The organism is Glutamicibacter uratoxydans (assembly GCF_050753455.1).
Taxonomy (GTDB): Bacteria; Actinomycetota; Actinomycetes; order Actinomycetales; family Micrococcaceae; genus Glutamicibacter; species Glutamicibacter uratoxydans_A.
The window spans coordinates 3,107,383-3,125,806 of sequence record NZ_CP192736.1 but is presented as its reverse complement, the minus strand read 5'-3'; the positions used below and the strand labels follow the sequence as shown (position 1 = coordinate 3,125,806).

The 18,424-nt window shown below is 55.8% G+C and carries 12 protein-coding genes and 2 pseudogenes; 9 read left to right on the top strand and 5 right to left on the bottom strand.

Annotation, left to right across the window (positions count from 1 at the left end; genetic code table 11):
• Positions 1–28 precede the first annotated feature (28 nt).
• From ACQQZ8_RS14345 to ACQQZ8_RS14320, 6 genes and pseudogenes are all read left to right on the top strand, one after another.
• Positions 29–1,003: an NAD(P)-binding domain-containing protein gene (locus ACQQZ8_RS14345; protein ID WP_431710480.1), complete on the top strand. Its 975-nt coding sequence runs from the start codon at positions 29–31 to the stop codon at positions 1,001–1,003.
• Between the two features lie 302 nt (positions 1,004–1,305).
• Positions 1,306–2,001: a transporter substrate-binding domain-containing protein gene (locus ACQQZ8_RS14340; RefSeq protein WP_431710479.1), complete on the top strand. Its 696-nt coding sequence runs from the start codon at positions 1,306–1,308 to the stop codon at positions 1,999–2,001.
• A gap of 114 nt (positions 2,002–2,115) precedes the next feature.
• Positions 2,116–2,922 (top strand): amino acid ABC transporter ATP-binding protein, encoded by an 807-nt coding sequence (locus ACQQZ8_RS14335; RefSeq protein WP_431710478.1) that lies wholly within the window; start codon positions 2,116–2,118, stop codon positions 2,920–2,922.
• Between the two features lie 6 nt (positions 2,923–2,928).
• Positions 2,929–3,846 (top strand): amino acid ABC transporter permease, encoded by a 918-nt coding sequence (locus tag ACQQZ8_RS14330; protein WP_431710477.1) that lies wholly within the window; start codon positions 2,929–2,931, stop codon positions 3,844–3,846.
• Between the two features lie 83 nt (positions 3,847–3,929).
• Entirely contained in the window at positions 3,930–4,808 is an 879-nt protein-coding gene (locus ACQQZ8_RS14325; protein ID WP_431710476.1) for an alpha/beta fold hydrolase, read from the top strand.
• A gap of 226 nt (positions 4,809–5,034) precedes the next feature.
• Positions 5,035–6,203 (top strand): annotated as a pseudogene (locus tag ACQQZ8_RS14320) (IS3 family transposase).
• A 374-nt stretch (positions 6,204–6,577) separates the two neighbouring features.
• On the opposite strand, the gene ACQQZ8_RS14315 reads toward ACQQZ8_RS14320, so the two are convergent.
• The 3 genes from ACQQZ8_RS14315 to ACQQZ8_RS14305 form a co-directional block, all read right to left on the bottom strand.
• On the bottom strand, positions 6,578–8,344 hold the full coding sequence (locus ACQQZ8_RS14315; RefSeq protein WP_431710475.1) for an IS1634 family transposase: 1,767 nt from the start codon (positions 8,342–8,344) through the stop codon (positions 6,578–6,580).
• 321 nt (positions 8,345–8,665) lie between these two features.
• Positions 8,666–10,117: an aldehyde dehydrogenase gene (locus ACQQZ8_RS14310; RefSeq protein WP_431710474.1), complete on the bottom strand. Its 1,452-nt coding sequence runs from the start codon at positions 10,115–10,117 to the stop codon at positions 8,666–8,668.
• A gap of 274 nt (positions 10,118–10,391) precedes the next feature.
• Entirely contained in the window at positions 10,392–10,916 is a 525-nt protein-coding gene (locus tag ACQQZ8_RS14305) for a GNAT family N-acetyltransferase (RefSeq protein WP_431710473.1), read from the bottom strand.
• Positions 10,917–11,373: 457 nt separating this feature from the next.
• Between ACQQZ8_RS14305 and ACQQZ8_RS14300 the strand changes: the two genes are divergently transcribed.
• On the top strand, positions 11,374–13,092 hold the full coding sequence (locus ACQQZ8_RS14300) for a thiamine pyrophosphate-binding protein (RefSeq protein ID WP_431710472.1): 1,719 nt from the start codon (positions 11,374–11,376) through the stop codon (positions 13,090–13,092).
• A 791-nt stretch (positions 13,093–13,883) separates the two neighbouring features.
• Here ACQQZ8_RS14300 and ACQQZ8_RS14295 read toward each other — a convergent pair.
• Entirely contained in the window at positions 13,884–14,546 is a 663-nt protein-coding gene (locus tag ACQQZ8_RS14295; RefSeq protein WP_431710471.1) for a cyclase family protein, read from the bottom strand.
• Positions 14,515–15,583: pseudogene (locus ACQQZ8_RS14290) on the bottom strand (IS110 family transposase). Before ACQQZ8_RS14290 ends, ACQQZ8_RS14295 begins: the two are co-directional and overlap by 32 nt.
• 379 nt (positions 15,584–15,962) lie before the next feature.
• Between ACQQZ8_RS14290 and ACQQZ8_RS14285 the strand changes: the two are divergent.
• Together ACQQZ8_RS14285 and ACQQZ8_RS14280 are read left to right on the top strand one after the other, a co-directional pair.
• Positions 15,963–17,434, top strand: a protein-coding gene (locus ACQQZ8_RS14285) for an IS3 family transposase (protein ID WP_431710470.1) whose coding sequence is annotated in 2 segments (ribosomal slippage) — positions 15,963–16,353 and positions 16,353–17,434 — 1,473 coding nt in all. Because the reading frame shifts where the segments join, the coding sequence is not laid out codon by codon here.
• Positions 17,435–17,616: 182 nt separating this feature from the next.
• Positions 17,617–18,336, top strand: a complete 720-nt coding sequence (locus tag ACQQZ8_RS14280; protein WP_431710469.1) for an SDR family NAD(P)-dependent oxidoreductase — start codon at positions 17,617–17,619, stop codon at positions 18,334–18,336.
• The last annotated feature ends 88 nt before the right edge of the window (positions 18,337–18,424 follow it).

Here is an 18,424-nt window from a genome sequence, read left to right as displayed (position 1 = left end):
TTTGTCAGAACTCGAAGGAGCTCACAAAATGAAATTTCTCAGCACCTCAGATGTATCCAAGGTCTTGAAGTCTTCGCCAGAAATCGTACGACCATCGGTTATTGATACCTACACTTCACTGGAATTAGGGAAATCAACTAGTTCACCAACTACCTTCCTACCAATTCCTAATGAAGCCCCCTCGCGGTTTATTACTCTCCCGGCATACGCTGCGGGGTCAGGATCGGATGGAGCCGCCGGCACTAAATGGGTTTCCAACTTTCGCGGCAATGTCGCACTAGAAGAGAACCCACTAAATACCCTGCTGCTGCTCTCGGATATCGGCACCGGCGTCCCGTTGGCCTGTATCGAAGGTAGTGAACTGAATCTGCGACGGACCGCTGCATCTGCGTTCCTGGCAGCTGAATGCTTCGGTTACCACCCGCAGGATGGACAGATTGGAATTATCGGGGCCGGCGCACTTGCTGATGCCTTTGCCGCCGAGCTAGCACAGACTTACGACGGGAAACATAGCCTGCTGGTTTCCGACATCGTCGAGGAACGTGCTCAGCGCTTAGTGAAATCGCTGGTTGACCTTGGTTTTGAGGCATCCGTAGCAAGCACCGAGGATATCTTGCGCCAGGCAAGGATTATCATTCTTGCTACCTCGGCCGAAGGTCCGTGGATTGACACCGATTTGTTGCCTACCGATGATCGCATGATCCTCCACATTTCAGCCGATGATCTCCCGGTCGAGTACTTCTCGCAGGTTACCAACGTCACAGATCGAATTTCTGACGTAGCTAAATTGCCAGTCAGCCTCGGCAAGGCAATCATAGAAGGTCTGAACACGGAGGACATTTATGAATTGCCGGCTCTGCTCGGAAAGGACGTCGTCAAGTCGTCTGGCCCGGTTGTGTACTCGCCGTTTGGGTTGAGCGTGTTGGATATTGCGCTAGCTAAGAAGATTTATGGCTTGGCTGAGACCCATGATTTGGGAGTTGCGTGGAATCACCGCGGTTAACGATTGAACCAAAAATTTTGGTCATTCGCAGTGTCAGCTAAAAGTATCCGCGATGATCTACCAGCTATTTACCATTCATCCAGTCTTCTCTAATTCTTGAGGGTCACATGTCACGAAAATTACTGCTTTCCTTTTTGTCGTTAGCTACAGCTTTGGCTGTCACAGGATGCGGCGGGTCAACTGAGGCAACTAGTCCTGCCCCCGAACTGACTCCGCTGGCACCTGAGGCAGCAGAGCTGTTACCACAGAAGATCAAAGACTCGGGAACTGTCCGGATTGCTGCATCATTCCAGACCGCTCCGATGACGATGTTAGAAGATGACGGTCAGGTTAAGGCCGGAATCTCACACGAGTTGGCGGTACTTGCCTTGGAGCAACTCGGTTTGCAGGGCGACTTTAGTATTCTGCCGTTCCCGGGACAGGCTGCTGCCCTGGAAGCAGACAAGGTTGATGTGGTGTGGGAAACTACAAGCATTAACGCTGAAAGGCTCGAAGCCGCTACCTTCGTTGAATTCGCCAATCTAACCTACGGCGTACTGGTGCCCAAGGATAATCCAAAGGACATTGTCGATTTGGACAGCTTCTGCGGCCTGGGAATTGGAGTCCCGCAGGGGTCAATTTTCCAAGATTATGTGGAGGAAGCCTCTGCTGAATGTGTAGATTCGGGATCTACCGCCATTAACCTGCTGACCTACAAGTCACCGGCTGAAGGTCGTCTAGCGGTTCTGTCCAAGAATGCGGACGCATTCCTGGGTGGGCACGCGAACAATCTTTACTACGCCGAGAACTCAGATGAAGGTGCCGCGTTCAGTGCTGTTGCAATTCCGGACATCGAGCCGACACCGATTGGGATTCAGTTCAAAAAGGGCAATGAGGAATTAGCTTCGGCCATGGCAGAAGCGGTCAATGCACTGATTGCAAATGGTTCGTATGCGAAGGTCTTTGAAGAATTCGGGCTGTCGGAAATGGAGATTAGCTCTGCATCTATCGCGCGTTGATAATTACGCTCCAACGCAAACTCATTCAAATGAATATCGTCAATAATTGGCGCAAACTGACCTCGTTTGACGCAAAGGCAGCGCCAATACCTACGCAACCACGGGGTGGTTAAAATGGCATTACTTACTACTCGGAAACTAGTTAAATCTTACGGTAGTCTTCGGATCCTGGATGGAATTGATTTCTCCATTGAAGAAGGAACAGTCGTCAGCATCATGGGCCCGTCCGGGTCCGGGAAAAGCACGCTCCTGCGATGCCTGAACCTTCTGGAAGAGGCCGACAGCGGTGAGATTTGGTTCGACGGCAAACTCTGCGGTGTCAAGCAGACCCCACAGGGACCACGTCGACTCAGCGAACGAGTCATGCAGAAGCAGCGGATCGGCATCGGTATGGTTTTTCAGCAGTTCAACCTGTTCCCTCACCTCTCGGTGCTGGGCAACCTGACCATGCCGCAGATCCAAAGCCTGGGTGTCAATAAGCAAGACGCGATCGCTGAAGCAAAGCATCAGCTGGCACGTGTGGGACTGGCCGATAAGGCCAATTCCTATCCAGCTCACCTTTCCGGTGGGCAGCAGCAGCGAGTTGCCATCGCACGAGCCCTCTGCCTTAAGCCTCGACTGATGCTCTTCGACGAGCCCACCTCGGCATTGGACCCAGAACTTGTCGGTGAAGTCTTGAATGTCATGAAAGACCTCGCTGAAAGCGGGATGACCATGGCAGTGGTTACCCACGAAACACAATTTGCGATGGACGTTGGCGATCATCTGGTGTTTATGGCCGACGGCGGAATTATTGAGCAAGGCCCTCCGACTCAGGTGCTCATGGCACCTAAGGAACGTCGAACAAAGGACTTTTTGCACCGATTCCGGAATTCACAAGAAGACGAAAATACCAGTCTCGACGCATCGACGAGAGGATGAATTGTCATGTCAAAAGAAGCCCTAATGCCGAAGGTTACCCAAATGCCTGCCAAAGCTGGTGAATACGGATTTGCAACCATTCTTCCGCGGAAACATCCGGGATGGTATGTTTCCGGTGCGGTTCTCATCTTGCTCATGCTCTGGTTTGGTATGAGCCTGGCTCAGAACCAGAATATTGATTACGCAACGGTGGCTGAGTATTTCTCCAAGGATGTCATCCTGGGTGGTGTGGCAAACACACTGTTGATGGCCCTCATTTCTATGGTATTTGCGACCCTCCTTGGAACCCTGCTTGCCGTGATGCGTCTGGCAGGTGGACCCGTGTGGTCGGCATTTAGCTGGGGATATGTGTGGTTCTTTCGTTCCGTTCCGCTGCTAGTGCTTATTATCTTCTGCGGTAACCTCGGACTTCTCTTTGAGCGTCTTGGCCTGGCTATCCCCTTTACCGATATCTATCTCTTCAGTGTTCCGACCAATGCGGTCATGACGGCATTCGTAGCCTCCATCGTGGCGTTGACACTGCACGAGGCTGCCTACATGGCGGAAATTATTCGAAGTGGAATTCTGTCCGTACCTGCCGGCCAGCGTGACGCCACCAAGGCCTTGGCAATCCCAGGTTTCAAAGCATTTTTCTTGGTGACCATGCCACAGGCCATGCGCATTATCATCCCGCCCACCGGCAGCTCGGTCATTAATACGATCAAGGCTACCTCGCTGGTTTCGGTGATTGCTGGCTCTGAGCTTCTAACCCGTGCAGAGAATATTTCGGCTACGAACCTGAAGACGATCGAACTGCTGCTGGTGGCTTCGATTTGGTACCTGATCATCGCATCGGTAGCCGGTGTGGGTCAGTACTACTTGGAACGTAAATTCGGACGTGGCTTTAGCCGCTCAAAGGTTCAAGCTCCACAGGCCAGCGCCTAATACTTCGGATGGTTTGAGTCAACGTTGAGACAACCGACGACCACAACCATTTCGACTAACAATCCTGATAGGAGGTACCGTCAATGAGTACGCTTGAATTTTCATCGATGACTCAGTTGAATGAAAAGTCATACCAAAGGACAAAGGTTGAAGACGGCAATGTCCTAGAGCTTGATGACGTGAAGATTTGGTATCACGATAGCGGTGGTGATGGAGAGCCGATAGTTCTCTTAGGAGGGTTTACCGCCGGACATTTCGTCTTCGATTTTGTTCGGGAACACCTACAAGAGTATCGCCTCATCACCTGGGAACCGCGAGGCCTTGGACTATCTCAGGCAGCTGAAGGTGACACTAGCGGATACTCCACCGATGTGTGGGCCGACGATCTGAGCAGATTGCTCGCAGCGATTGGGGTCAAAAAGGCTCACCTATGGGCCGATGGATTTGGTGGTTTCATTGCGATGAAACTGGCAGCCCAGCATCCCGACCTTGTCCAGAGCGTCATTACTTCTACCGAAGTATGGGCAGGTCTCCAAGACCGAACGAAAAATTGGAATATTTACTCGGCAATTGTGAATAACCTCGGCACTACCGGCCGCGGCGCAAAGCTCCTGGCCAAGTGGATGGATATTGAAACCCTGCCGTGGTTCGTACCGTGGGAGGCCCAAAATATCTCGGAAGTAGTGCATGTAGAAACCGTGGAATCCACAGTTGGATATGGTCTGTTGCACGCCGATGTTCGTGATGAACTGCCGCGGGTGACCGCTCCTACACTGTTGCTACTGGGTGCTGAATCCACTGAAGAAGCAATGGCACAGCCGGGAGTGAACGAACTACGTGAAGGTGTGCCACACCTTGAAATCGGAGTGGTGACCGGCGCTCATGCATCCTACGGAGTGGTGACTCACCCCAAAGAATTCGCAGACGCAGCACGGGAGTTCTTCCAAAAGAACGGCAATTAAATAATTAATGTCTAGAACAGGTGTGCACGGGTGCAAGTCAGACACCGGTGATTGCTAAATGCGATCGCCGGTGTCTTTCATGCTACGCCCCACATAATGTGCTTGTTTCCCCGTGAAGGAGCCCGGTAACTACGTGAGTTTCATGTCCAAGAGGCAAGGGGAAAATCACCGGTTACGGCACATAGACCCCGAGCAGGCCATGGCGAAGATCCGGTAGGGCCAGAAATTGCTAGATGAAGGACGGCCTCTCAGACAGACCTGTCAGGCAGCTGCAGATGACCGAGAGGCTTTGGTGCTGGTGGCTGAGCCACTTCGGGTCCGATGCCTTGTCTTAGCCATTGGGGTATTCCTATGGTCTGAGTTGTGGCCTTCGCTGACCTAGACAGATTTATTGGTACTGAGAAAGTATCTTCCTGTCCTTCGTTGGTAAAAACCAAACTTCTGGGACGGCAGCACTGCGGCAGCAATGGGTAAGCAATGCGGGCCACGAGGCATTAAGGACTCTGGAGCACGGACACCGTGGCATCGGAACGATGTGCCCGCGCAGCGCTGGGTCAGAACCGCTTGAACTTGCTCATGAAGAAACCAGGGGTGGTTTCGAGGAAACACGGCTGTGCGCAGATCTGCTGGCCGTCGCGCAAAAATACCGGGCGTGGGGTTGGAAGAACGCCCGCTGGCACCTGCGTGCGCCGCCGCAGTGACAGGAGATGACGCTGAACAGTAAACGGGTACGCCGAGCATGGCGGGGCGAAAGACCGGCCGGCAAAACCCAAACCGAAGAAGAAAGCCCCACCGGCCTCGATGCCGGGGAACAGCAGTGTTTGAAGACCGACTGTCCGATGCACGTCAGCAGCTTCGCCTTTTAGTCCGACGTCGCATTCTGCGGGTGCCACAGCCGCTTGTCCACCGTCATCGAGCAATACACCCGCATGGCGCTGGGGGCATCGTTGTGTAGCCTTCGTTCAAGGGCCTATCGACGTGGTCTGCGTGCCGGAGAATATTATCGGTGTAACCGGCATCGAACTGTCTTTCGTGCATTGCGATATTGAACCGGAATTCACCGCAGCTACAGTGATCGGCTGCCGTAGCACCACCGGTGTGGAGAACGTTTGTATCGACCCGGGATCACCAGGGCAGGACGGGTTCATTGAAAATTTCAACGCACCATTCAGCAGGGAACAACTCGGTGGAGAAATAATCGAGACCCCGGCCGACGCAAAGCATGTGGCAGGTAAAGGGAAAGACAGCGACATTCGTGAACGGTCCCACGGAACTGTGGACGGAATGACGCTATCCTACGACTGGAACCGGTGGATTGCAGGCCACCAATGGGCTACGGCATGGCCGCTGGCCTGCTCAAAGGGGCCAGTCAATGCAGTGTCTGCAGATCATTGAAACTGCGAGGTTCTGCTGGTTTAAGCCGTACGGGTCGGAAGAAAAATACCGAACCCAGACGAGGTACCGAAGAAGTGGCAAAGGTAGGGTTCACCCGAAGGAGCACTGAGCAGTTTAGCTGCCCGCTACTGACCTCCTGACCGGAGGAGAAGCACAGGAAAATTTTCAGCACCGAGCCACGGCTGCCGTGGCGTTAGGGTGGTGTCGGAAAAATCCGTTGACGCCCAAATGGTTTGAGCAGACCCAAGGGCTGTCGTGTCCACGCATTCACCTGGGGGCTGGTGTAAGCCTCACTAGACTGAAGTTACGTTAGGAAAAACGCTTGGATCCGCGGAATCACGCGGATCCGAGCGTTTTCCCCTTTCTGTTTCTGGCTACTTTGGTGTGCTTTTCAGCTTCTCTAGGTGCTCAGTGATCAGTTCTAGGACCCGGTGCTGGGTGGTGATGGGCATAGCTAACAGTTCGAAGGTCTCGGTGACGCCGTCCACCGCGACCGTGTTACGGGTACGGGTGGCCAGATGGGTGAGTAGGTCTTGGAAGCTATATGCGGGGCTCTGGTCAGCGAGTTTGCGGGTGCTGGCCTTACGTGCCGCGGCCGGGGAGCGTTCAGCCTTCGCTACCGGATCCTGTGCTGCGGATTTGGCTTCGTCCGTGTACGTCAGTTCGGCTAGGGCGGTGCGTAGGTGCCAGGTCAGGTGGGCTGCGAGCATGCATAGGAACACGTGCCCCCGGGTACGGTCCTCGGTGTAGTGACGGATCGGGCGGATCCCTAAATCCCGGGTTTTCAGGGTTTTGAAAATTTTCTCCACGTTCGCTAACGACTTGTAAGTGCGCACCGTGTGGGCTGCGTCCATGCTGGTTGCGGGGAGGTTGGTGCGGATAACATAGACCCCGTCCAACCCGGCCTCACGGGCAATAGATTCCTGGTTACTGTGGTACGCGAACGAGGTATCGGTGATGGTCAGGACGTAGTGCTTGGCCATGTTGTATTTGCCTAGGACTTTGCCGACTTTCACCCCGATCGTCCCGGCACCGGTGATCCGGCCGGCAGCCACGGACGCGGCCAGGGCATCGAGTTTCTCCTCGGTCGCGGACAGTAGGTTCTCGCGTTTGTGTTTGCGGTGTTCGGCTAGGGCGGGGTTGCGGCAGGCGATCAGCCGTTCGCCGGGATACTTTGGGTGGCTGATCTCTGCCAGGTTTTGTTCGTCGAACAGGCTCATCTGTAAGGGCCCGTTATCCTCGGCGAGGGCCTGGATATCGGTGTTGCGTAGCGCGGTCACCCAGGACAGGGAGGAATTGGTGCGTAGGTCTTTGATGCGGGCGTTGGTGATCATGCCACGGTCCCCGACCATGACCAGGTCTTGTACCCCGGCCAGGTCTTGGATGTCTTCGGTGATCTTGATGAACGCGGTCGGGTCGGCGGTGTTCCCGGGAAAGACACGTACCGCAATGGGTAGGCCGGTGTGGGTGGCCAGCATCCCGTATTCGATCTGGGTGTGCCCGCGTTTCTTATCCCGGGAGTACCCGTACTGGGCTAGTGGGTTGCAGGTACCGGTCACCCACGAGGACGACAAATCAAACAACGCCAGTTTCTGCGGGTTCGTGTTCTGGTTGCCCAAATAGGTGCGGGCCAGCTGCTTTTCAATGCGGGGTTGTTGTTCTAAGAGCCAGTCCATCGCGGCGTAGAGTTCATCACTAGTCGTGGGGCCTAGGTCGGTGCCGTAGGTGGTGTCGTTGAACCAGTTCAGGGTCGCGTTTTTTGAGGTGGGGTTGCAGATCCGGGCGGCCAGTAGTCCCATGATCAGGTCGCGGTGCCGGCATTTTTTACCCAGCAGGTTCTCGAAACCTAAGCCTTGGGCGAGGGTGGTGATCGCGTGGATGTGCCCTGCTGGGAGGGAGCGGTGGATGTGTAGGTTACCGGTGGCGTCGATGAGGGTTTTCCCTGCGAGGGAGGCTTTGAGCGCGTCCAGTGCGTGCTGGGGCAGGTAGGAGACGTTGCCTAGGGTTTCGTGTTTAACTTTCCCGTTCTCGCGGTAGGTGCGGCGGATCAGTGCGGTGCGGTATTCCACGGTGATGCCGGCTTGGTTGGTGCGTTGGCGTCGGTTGATGGCTACGTGCATCGCGGGACCCTTGGTGACCATGTTCACATCATATGATGAATAGGGTGATTTGGGAAAGGTTTTCCCGCATATTTTTAGTGGCTACGTTTTTTGTCCGAAAACTGGGTTTTGCCCCGGAATCTTGCGGTTCCGGGGCAAAACCCTCACGTAACTTCAGACTAGAATCTACGGAGCACCGAAGGGTGCGGACTGTCCAGTCTTGGGCAGTGGACGTAGATGAGCTCTGTTGCGTGAAAAAGCTCTGCTGGATCAGCCCAGAGGCAGAACCACGCCCCTGTGGAACCGCAAACGGCTTGGTGCTGTCCTTCATCAGAAGGACAGCACCAAGCCGTTTGTGGTCATCTAGACGGAGAATGGGTCGCGAGTCTCGCCTTCCATTTCAATCCATACGGTTCTGGTTTCACTGAAGGAACGCATGGCTTCAAGACCGTTTTCTCGTCCCAGGCCGCTATGCCCAAAACCACCGAAAGGAGCGGCAGGGGAAAACGCCCGGTAAGTATTTACCCAGACGGTGCCGGCGCGAAGCTGCCGAGAAACTCGGTGGGCGCGATGTACGCTCTGGCTCCACACTCCTGCGGCCAAACCAAAGCGGGTGTTGTTAGCCAGCTCGATGGCCTCAGCTTCGGTGCTGAACTTCATCACCGCCATCACAGGGCCGAAGACCTCTTCCTGGGCGATCTCCATATCTGGCTCGACATCCGTAAAGATGGTGGGTTCGACATACCACCCCGTGACGGATGACGGGACACCTCCACCGCAAACAAGAGTGGCTCCCTGGCGTTGTGCAGTGGCAATTTTTTCCAAGATTGACGTGTGTTGCTTCGCATTGACAATAGGGCCGATTTGAGTCGACGGATCAGTCGGAGGACCAATGCGGATTGCTTCTGCACGCTTGACTAATTCGGCAACGAATTTGTCATGGATGCTCTCATGCAACAAGAGTCGTGAGCCTGCCATGCAGGTTTGTCCGGAAGCAACGAAGATTCCGTTCATCACGCCATTGAGGGCTGATTCGATATCGGCGTCTTCAAACACGAGCTGCGCTGATTTGCCGCCTAATTCTAAAGTCACTCGGGTCATATTGGACATAGCTGCTTTGCCAACCAGCATGCCCGTTGCAGTGGAACCGGTGAAGGCAATCTTGTTGATCCGTGGGTGGGCGGTGATTGCTTCCCCTACTGCCGGACCAAAGCCAGTGACGACGTTGAAGGCTCCATCAGGTACCCCGGCCTCTTGCAGAATCGGACCCAGCGCCAGAGCTGTTGCTGGAGTGTAATCCGAGGGTTTAACGACGACAGTGCAGCCGACAGCCAAGGCGGGCGCAAGCTTCCACGCGAGCAGCAGCAGAGGCGCGTTCCAAGGAACGATAATGCCCACAGTCCCGACAGGGACAGCTTCGGTGTAGACCATCATATTCTTGTGGCCCGTGGGAATGGTTTGGCCGGTGAACTTATCGGCCAGGCCCGCGAAGTAATAGAACCAGTCGACGACCAATCTGACCTGAGTCTTTGCGTCTCTCAGTAGCCTTCCACTGTCCCGGGCTTCCAGTTCAGCTAGGTAGTCAAGATTCTGCAAAATCTTTTCAGCAATGCTGCGAAGCACACGCGCGCGTTCGACTCCTGTCGTCTCGCCCCATGGCCCAACTAGTGCCTGATTAGCGGCAGCAACGGCAAGATCGACGTCAGATGCGTCGGCATCGGGGACACGTGCCCATGCTTGCTGTGTAGAAGGATCAACACTGTCGAACGTTCGACCAGAACGCGATGTCTCAACATGTTTGCCATCAACAAACATCGAGAGTGTCAGTAAGTCCGAATCCTCAAGTTGGTTCGTAGTCATTGGAAAATTCCTTCCGGTAGAGCGGGATAACCCTTAGGAACACTTAACACCTCACCGGATTGAATTGTCAACCATAATTTGAGCATGATCTTGCACAGCTCCTGCCCTGGAGGTGAGGGGCTGGCGGTCAAGCGGTGCTGCCAGTTGAGCTCAAAGCTAGCGGAAGTTCGATGTTTCACAAGCCATTGAATGCGAGCCGTGAGCGTTTTCCACCTGAAGGTGCTGCGGTTTAGCGGTAATCGCGTGTCAAAATATAGTCCTTCTCCGTGGCTTGGCCGATTTGAAAGAATTTTTCTCCGACGATTGAAAACCCCCATTTTTTGTAAAATCGCTGGGCCCGCTCATTGCGCTGGTTTACGGCAAGCCACATGAGATCGCTCCCGCGCTTCAAGCCCCATTCAAGGGAGGCTTGAAGAAGCTCACCGGCAATTCCGGAGCCGTGGTGATTTGGGTGGACATAGCACTTGCTGAGCTGGACCGGTCGGGCCGCTTGGAGGGTTTCACGCACCACGTCAGTTTCTGGCTGTTGGTAGACCAATAGGGTGTAGCCCAAAATTTCCGTGGCGTTGTCGTAAACCTTGACCATGTAATCGTTGTCGAGGGCATACTCGACAAACTTTGCTTTACTCAGGTGTTGTTCGAGAAAAAATTGGATGTCGTCTGTTGTAGTTCCTAGCGGGCAGGCGAGGTGGAAAGTCTGGGATGCAAGTGTAGCTAGGGCGCAGGCATCTTCGACTGTTGCATTGCGGATCAACTGTGACTCCCATCAATGTGGTGTGAATGAAAATTATCGGGAACCTCGCGGCTTGGATTACCTGCGAAGGTCAACGGGTGGGGCTGAATACCTATTGCTCTCTATTGGGCGAACCGCACATGCGGGCCGATAGTCCAGGGGTCCCATAGCGGATAGGAACGCAGTCTAGTTCATGGCACGAGGTCAATCCTAGAATTTCCGCTCGTCCTGAAGGGGAGCTGAAGTCCTTTCGGGATTGAACTGCAAGGTCTTGCCTTGAAAGAGAGTTGAGGCATTTCTTAAACACTCTTGACTTGAATGAGACGAAGGCTCATGATTGGTAACACATCACCAGAGTGAGTAGTAAACTAAAGAATCGCTGTTAGACCTACCCTGAACCCTTCGGGATAGTCAGTCATTTCTGGGCACAGCGAGTCACGACAAACTTATTTTTATTCGTAGATAGTGGAGACATCAGATGGTCGAGGTTGCTCAGTTATCCAGTCCAAATCAGAACATTGCGAGTGAACAAGCGGAAACGCCTAACACTGTCGTTCTAGAAGCCTTAGGGGCCGCACTACCTGAACTTGGCGTCTCTTTTATGGCCGGTCTTCCGGGTAGCGGGAACTATGAGCTGGTGCACGCAGCACGTGAAGCCGGTGTTCGGTACTACGGATCAAATCATGAAGCTGGCGCCGTAGGGGTCGCTGATGGTTGGTCACGCACTACGGGCCAAGTTGGTGTTGCCATGCTCTCGCAGGGACCAGGGCTGACTAATGGGCTGACCGCGCTCACCGAAGCAGTGAAGAGCCGAACCTCAATGGTCGTCATAGTGATTGATACACCGCGTACTTCCCGTCACGGTAACCTTAATGTCGATCAAACCGCAGTATGCCGTGCATTGGGCGCAGGGGTAGAAGTGGTTCGATCCGCAGCCAGTGCAGTTGACGACCTGGCACGTTCCTTGCACCGAACTCAGACTGAGATGCTGCCGATCGTACTTATGGTGCCGTTGGATCTAGTGCATGCGAAGGTGCCGAAGGCTCAAACTACTGTACGGTCACTTGCCTATGCGGCACCTCCATGGCCTGACCTGCACTCCGTTAAGGAAGCTGCCAATAAGATCAAACTGGCTAAGCGGCCGGTCATCCTAGCCGGTCGCGGCGCGATGAGATCGGAAGCCGGTGCAGAATTGAGGGCGCTCGCTGAACAGATTGGTGCAGTGCTGACTGTGGCAGCACCCGCAAAGGGTCTGTTCTCCGGTGATGATTTTGATCTGGGAATCGCCGGTAGCTTCGCTTCACCGGTGACTGCCGAATTGCTGGGGCAAGCGGATTTGGTGTTGGCGTTCGGTGCGAGCCTCAATGCATGGACCACTGGCAATGGCAGGATGCTCGGTGCGAATGTACCGGCTATCCAGGTTGATGTTGATCCAAGCGCTATTGGTTCCCATCGCTCAGTTGATATGGCGATTCACGGTGACGCTGCGGTGACTGCAACGCAAATTTACCAAGAACTAGTGCGCGGTGAGTGGAAGCAGACGGGGTACAGAACGCCAGAACTAAAAAATAGGCTTGCGACCAATGACCCGTCGAGCCACTTTATTGCAGCCACCGGTGAAAAAGGTCTCGACCCGCGTGTTTTCACCTTGGCGCTAGAATCCTTGCTTCCGGCAGAACGAACCCTGACCGTAGACTCTGGGCATTTCATGGGCTGGCCAGCGAAGTATTTGTCGGTGCCAGACGCTGCAGGATTCGTCTATCCACAGTCATTCCAGTCGGTAGGGCTGGGTCTAGCCGTTTCGATCGGTGTCGGAATAGCACGACCTGATCGCATTAGCGTGCTGACCATCGGAGACGGTGGGTGGATGTTAAGTCCTCAGGAACTGGACACCGCCGTCCAGAATGAGGTCTCACTCCTGGCAATTGTCTACAATGACTCGTCCTATGGTGCAGAGGTGCACCGCTTTGAGCCTTTGGGGTTGAACGTTGACCTAGTGCGTTTCCCGGAGCGAAATTTCGAAGCGATGGCACAGTCGGTAGGTGCTCAAGGCGTGACCGTTCGAAGCCTGGACGATCTTGAAAAGTTGAAGCCATGGCTGGAAAATCCGAGTGGACCTATGCTGGTAGACGCCAAGATTGACCCGACAGTGATTGGGGATTGGATTGCAGGTAACTCCAAGGCTGCCTTGGCCTAGGAAGAAAGTTCTCGGTTAATTCTTTTTAGTATCAGGGGCTCATGAACTAATTCTGTACGCGTGCGGTGCATGTTTCATCGGCCTGTAGGGGCCTGAATGCTGCGTGGGAATTCAGTGAAAAACACGGTGCAGCATGGACCCTTATCTCAAGTTTCGAAGCTCGGTGAGCAACGGAATCGTGATCCTTCTGAGGATGGAGCCGAAAACAATATATGGCATGCCCGGTTGACGGAGAGTTCTTCGTCAACCGGGCTGGCGTTTGTGAGTATAAAAACCCAGGAATGCCATGGGGGCGGCACTGATCTTTTCACCACCGGGTTCTTGGCGGAATGTTAGGCAGTGTTCAGCTGCTGAATTTCAGGGTGGGCCGCTGTAAAGCATGAGGAACAAGAATGTGGATCATCGATGAAATACAGCGATGAATGGTGAGAGCCTGCCCGGATAGTTGTGGTTCTCTCCGGTGGCAGGAAGACCGCAACAATCCTGATAGACAGCCATAAGTTTTGCCCCGCAAAGGTGTGTTGCAGACGCCCAGCCCTGGGCCTTGCACATCTGGTAGCTGCTACTCCAATTTGGGCAGACCGCTGGTGCGCTGAGATCTGCCAACTTTCATGGGTGACTGCGCACCTGACAGAACCTCGCGAAAAGCGGAATGTTGCGAGTCCCGGCAGTGGCTCGACAGCGCTTTGAAAAGGCCGCAATTGCCGTGCAACAACTTCGTACAGGGCGCGAGAGCGAATCCGGGAAGCTGCCGGCCCAGAGGTGGGCGAGCAGCTTCCCTGAAGTGGAGCCTAGGAGTCTCGCGGGACGATGGCCAATACGCGGGTCGGGCTTCCCGAGCCGCCGACGATTGGTAGCGGAGCGACGATGATCATTGCTCCACGGGTTGGCAACTGCGCAAGGTTTTGCAGAGAAGTAATTCCATACTTGTCTGCTCCCATGAGGTAATAGTGCATGGGGAAGACTGGATCAAGGGCCCCCGCGTTGCCAGCATCGATGCCGACAGTCTCTACACCGACCCCGGCAATACCGGTCTCCGACAGCCATTGAGCACATTCGGCCGAGACTCCTGGGGTGTGCGATCCATTGTCGTCGAAGTTGAGGAACTTTTCCTGATCCTGCGCGTAGACGTCCCAACCCGTGCGGTACAGCACCCAGCCGCCCTCGGGTAGCGGACCATTCTCCGACTCCCACTTCTTGATGTGTTCCACCTCGAGCAGAAAATCCGTATCCGCGGCGGCCTCGGCCGAGAAATCGAGAACTACCGCTGGGCCAATGAGCCGAGGAAGCGGGATATCGGCGACATCGTGGCTGTCACGACCGCTGATCCAGTGGATTGGCGCATCGATATGCGTTCCAATGTGTTCGCCAGTATGAATGTTGGCGTGCTTCCAGAAGGGACCCCTGACCCTTCTATATTTGTCAAGCCGGTAACACCTCCGGAATAGCGGCATTGAGGATCCGGTAGATCTTCCTCGCGAGGTAGCGTTTGATGCATCGGCGGATCTCCCGAAGGCTCTTGCCTTCCTGGGTGCGTTTCTCCACGTAAACGCGGGTTTCTTCGTCATAGGCCATCCGGACCAGTGCTGCGGTATGTAGCGCCTTATTGAGCTTCCGGTCCCCGCCACGGTTCAGCCGATGCCTGACCGTATTCCCTGAGGACGCGGGAATCGGGTTCGCCCCGGCCAGAGACGCGTAGGCGGCCTCTGATCGCACCCGGCCCTGGTGCGACCATGCAGTCAGACACACGGCCGCGACCACCGGTCCAATGCCCTTCACGTCCAGCAGATCCTTAGCTTCGCTGAGCTTGACCAGCTCGGTGATCTTCTCGGCGTTGGCCTTCAGGTGATCATCCAGCTCGGTCACCCGCACGGCGAGCCGGACGGCTTCAGATCGGGCGACCTGCAACTCCAGAGCCTCGTCACGGGTCCGCCACATCGACACCTCGCCGATCTGGGCGCCGCTCATCCGTTTGCGGGCGTCAATACCCAGCGGGTTCACCCGGAGCAGGGCGGTGAGCGCGTTGACGTGCCGGGTCCGCTCGGTGGTCATCGCGTCCCGTGCGGTCACCAGTACCCGTAGCGCGGCCCGGGCGCCCTCGTTGAGCCGGGGGCGGCGTAACCTGTTGGTGTCCGTCGGCAGGACGGTGGAGGCGATCCGGTACGCGTCCATCGGGTCGGATTTGCCGACCCCCTTGCCGGGCCTTGGCATCCATCCGGGCGGCCTCGGCGACCGGGTACCCGGCATCGGCGACGGTGCCTGCGAGGATAGCGCCGTAGGACGCGGCGCCCTCGATCACCCACAGGGTGCTCGCGTCCCCGCCGGTACGCCGTCCGACCCAAGCCAGGGCTCGTTTGATCCCCGTGTCTGAGGTCGGGAAGTCTCGGGTCTCGATCAGTTCACCGGCAGCGGTGAGGATGGCGTAGACGTGCTTCTTCGCGTGTGTGTCGACACCGACGACAAATGGGTGGGTTTGCGAGACGATAGACATGGTCGCTTGCTCTTCTCTTCATGGACGACAGGGCAATCGGCCGCGTGCGGCCGGTACCGGTCCGGGTAGAGGTCACCGTCGGAGCATTACTGTGATGAGCCACGCCACCAGCTGGTGGCGGGCAGCCTTCTGATCAGGCTACCGGGGTGGGCCGGGCAGGTGCCGGCCGACCACCCCAGGCTCGGACAAGTCAGGGCTACGGCACCCCGCGGGGCCAAGTCTGTCAAGAGTCACGAGACAAGGGTAGGCGGCTGGTTCCTACTCTGCCAGCTGATCCCAGACCAGCTACTCCCAGACTCACAGTCTGTCAGGGTTGAGTGAGACCACCCGTTCATAACAAACCACCCCAAGGACAGGGCAAGAACAGGACCGCTCCACCATGAGCATCACCTCACTGACCGAACTGATCAGCACCGTGCAGGACAATGGAACCATGGACTCCACCGACCCGCCACGACCTGCGACCGCACGCCGCCGCGTGATCAGCCCAGCCCAGAAATCCGCCTACCTCGACGGATACGAACAAGCCATCCAAACCGGCGAAGGCGGCGGCTATCTGAGAGCCAACGGGCTCTACTCCTCCCAAATCACCGAATGGCGCAAACTACGCGACGCCGGAATCCTCGACGGAACCGTCGCCTCCCAATCCTCGGCCAAGCCCGGCCGGCTGAGCAAGGAACAAGCGGAAATCGCGAAGCTGAAAAAGCAGCTGGCGGCGAACGAGCAGAAACTGGCCACCACGCAAACCGCCTTGGAAATCATGGGAAAAGCACACGCGCTCTTGGAGCAGATCTCAAAGAGCGCGGATTCGAAGTAGAAGCACGCCTGGTCTTGGAAAACACCTACCAACAGCTCGTGTCCGGAATGGTACCCACCCGTCGTGCCAGCGCTCTGGCAGGCGTTGCGCGAGCGACGATGCACCGCCGCCAACGCCCGCCAATAAGCCGCGCGGCGTCCAGCCGGCCAGCCCCAGCGAACAAGCTCACGACCCAGGAAGAAGCCACCGTGCTCGCCACGCTGAACAGCGACCGGTTCGTCGACCAGGCACCCGAGCAGATCTTCGCGACGTTGCTCTCTGAAGGGACCTACCTGTGTTCCGTATCGACAATGTATCGACTGCTTCAACGTGAGAAGCAGGTCAAGGAACGCCGCCGGCAGGCACGGCACCCGTCACGGAAGGTCCCCGAGCTGGTTGCGACCGGGCCCGGAGAAGTGTTCACCTGGGATATCACCAAGCTGGCAGGACCACAGAAAGGCACCTACTTCGATGCGTACGTCATGATCGATATCTATTCGCGTTACATTGTCGGCGCGCAGGTTCACGCCCGGGAATCTGGCGAGCTGGCCAAGGCCTTCATGGAACAGGTCTTCGCCTGCGACCATGTGCCGAAGGTGGTGCACGCGGATCGCGGCACGTCCATGACGTCGAAGCCTGTGGCGGCATTGCTCGCTGATTTGGATGTGCTCAAATCGCATTCACGGCCGAAAGTCAGTAATGACAACCCCTATTCGGAGCCGTGGTTCAAGACCTTGAAGTATCTGCCGACGTTCCCTGAGCGGTTTGGCTCGCTGGCTCATGCCAGGGATTTCATGGACCGGTTTGTCGGCGCGTGCAACACGCAGCACCGGCATTCAGGCATCGGGTTCCACACCCCGGCAGACGTGCATTTCGGGATGACCGGGCATGTTGATGATCAGCGTCTGACAGCGTTGCGCCAAGCGTGGGATGTGCATCCTGAACGGTTTTCCTCCTCCTGGTTGCCGAGGAAGCTGCGGTTGCCGGAGCAGGCTTGGATCAATGAGCCCGTCGCTCGGGAGGAAGAAGACAACGTGGCCGTATCGGCTGTATAGCTTGCGGTGGTCTCACTTGACTTGAAAATTTCCGTAAGTGGCAGCCAGCAACAGCAATTCGCGTTAGATGGATGACGGGAGACAACTCTCGCATATGGTTGACGCTTCAATTATTTCATGGTTCTATAGATGATAGACGGTCACGAAAGTTACCGCGAAACATTCAAGGATTGGAGCGAATCATGGAACTTAAAGACAAGGTCGCATTTATCACCGGCGGTGGGTCAGGTCTGGGGTTGGAAACAGCCAAGAACTTCATTGCCGAAGGTGCCCAGGTAATGATTTTCGACTTCAATCCACAGTCGCAGGAAGTGGCCGATGAAATCGGCGCTAAGTTCTTCCAGGGTGACGTTTCGAATGCCGAGAACGTAGAAGCTGCTGTTGCCAAGACCGTCGAGGAATTCGGCAAGGTAGACATCGCCGTGGCCTCAGCTGGTGTGGGTGGCGAGGGTGACGTGGTTACCTCGACCATCGACAACTGGGAGCGCACCAATGGAATCGACTACTCCGGCGTCTTCTATACCAATAAGTACGTCATTGCTCAGCTATTGAAGCAGGGCAAGGGTGGGGCCGTCATCAACTTGGCCTCGATGTTTGGGTTGGTAGCAGTCTCGAACAACATTGCCTACTCCGCCTCCAAGGGTGGCGTGGTCAATATGACCCGCGCAGCCGGCACCATGTACGCCAAGGAAGGCATTCGCGTCAACGCGGTAGCCCCTGGCGTGATCCGCACCCCGCTGATCGATGAGCCGACCTTGGAGCAGTACGCAAAGCTACACCCGGCTGGCCGTGTGGGCGAAGCCAAGGAAGTCGCTGACCTCATTACCTATCTAGCAAGTGACAAGGCCAAGTTCATCACCGGCACCACCATCCCGATCGATGGCGGATACACTGCCGTCTAGGTTTTCATGGCCTGTTCGACCTTTGACGCCACCTCGTTGTCGAGGTGGCGTCTTTGCGTGGTTGGGATCTTTTGTGCCAGACATTCAT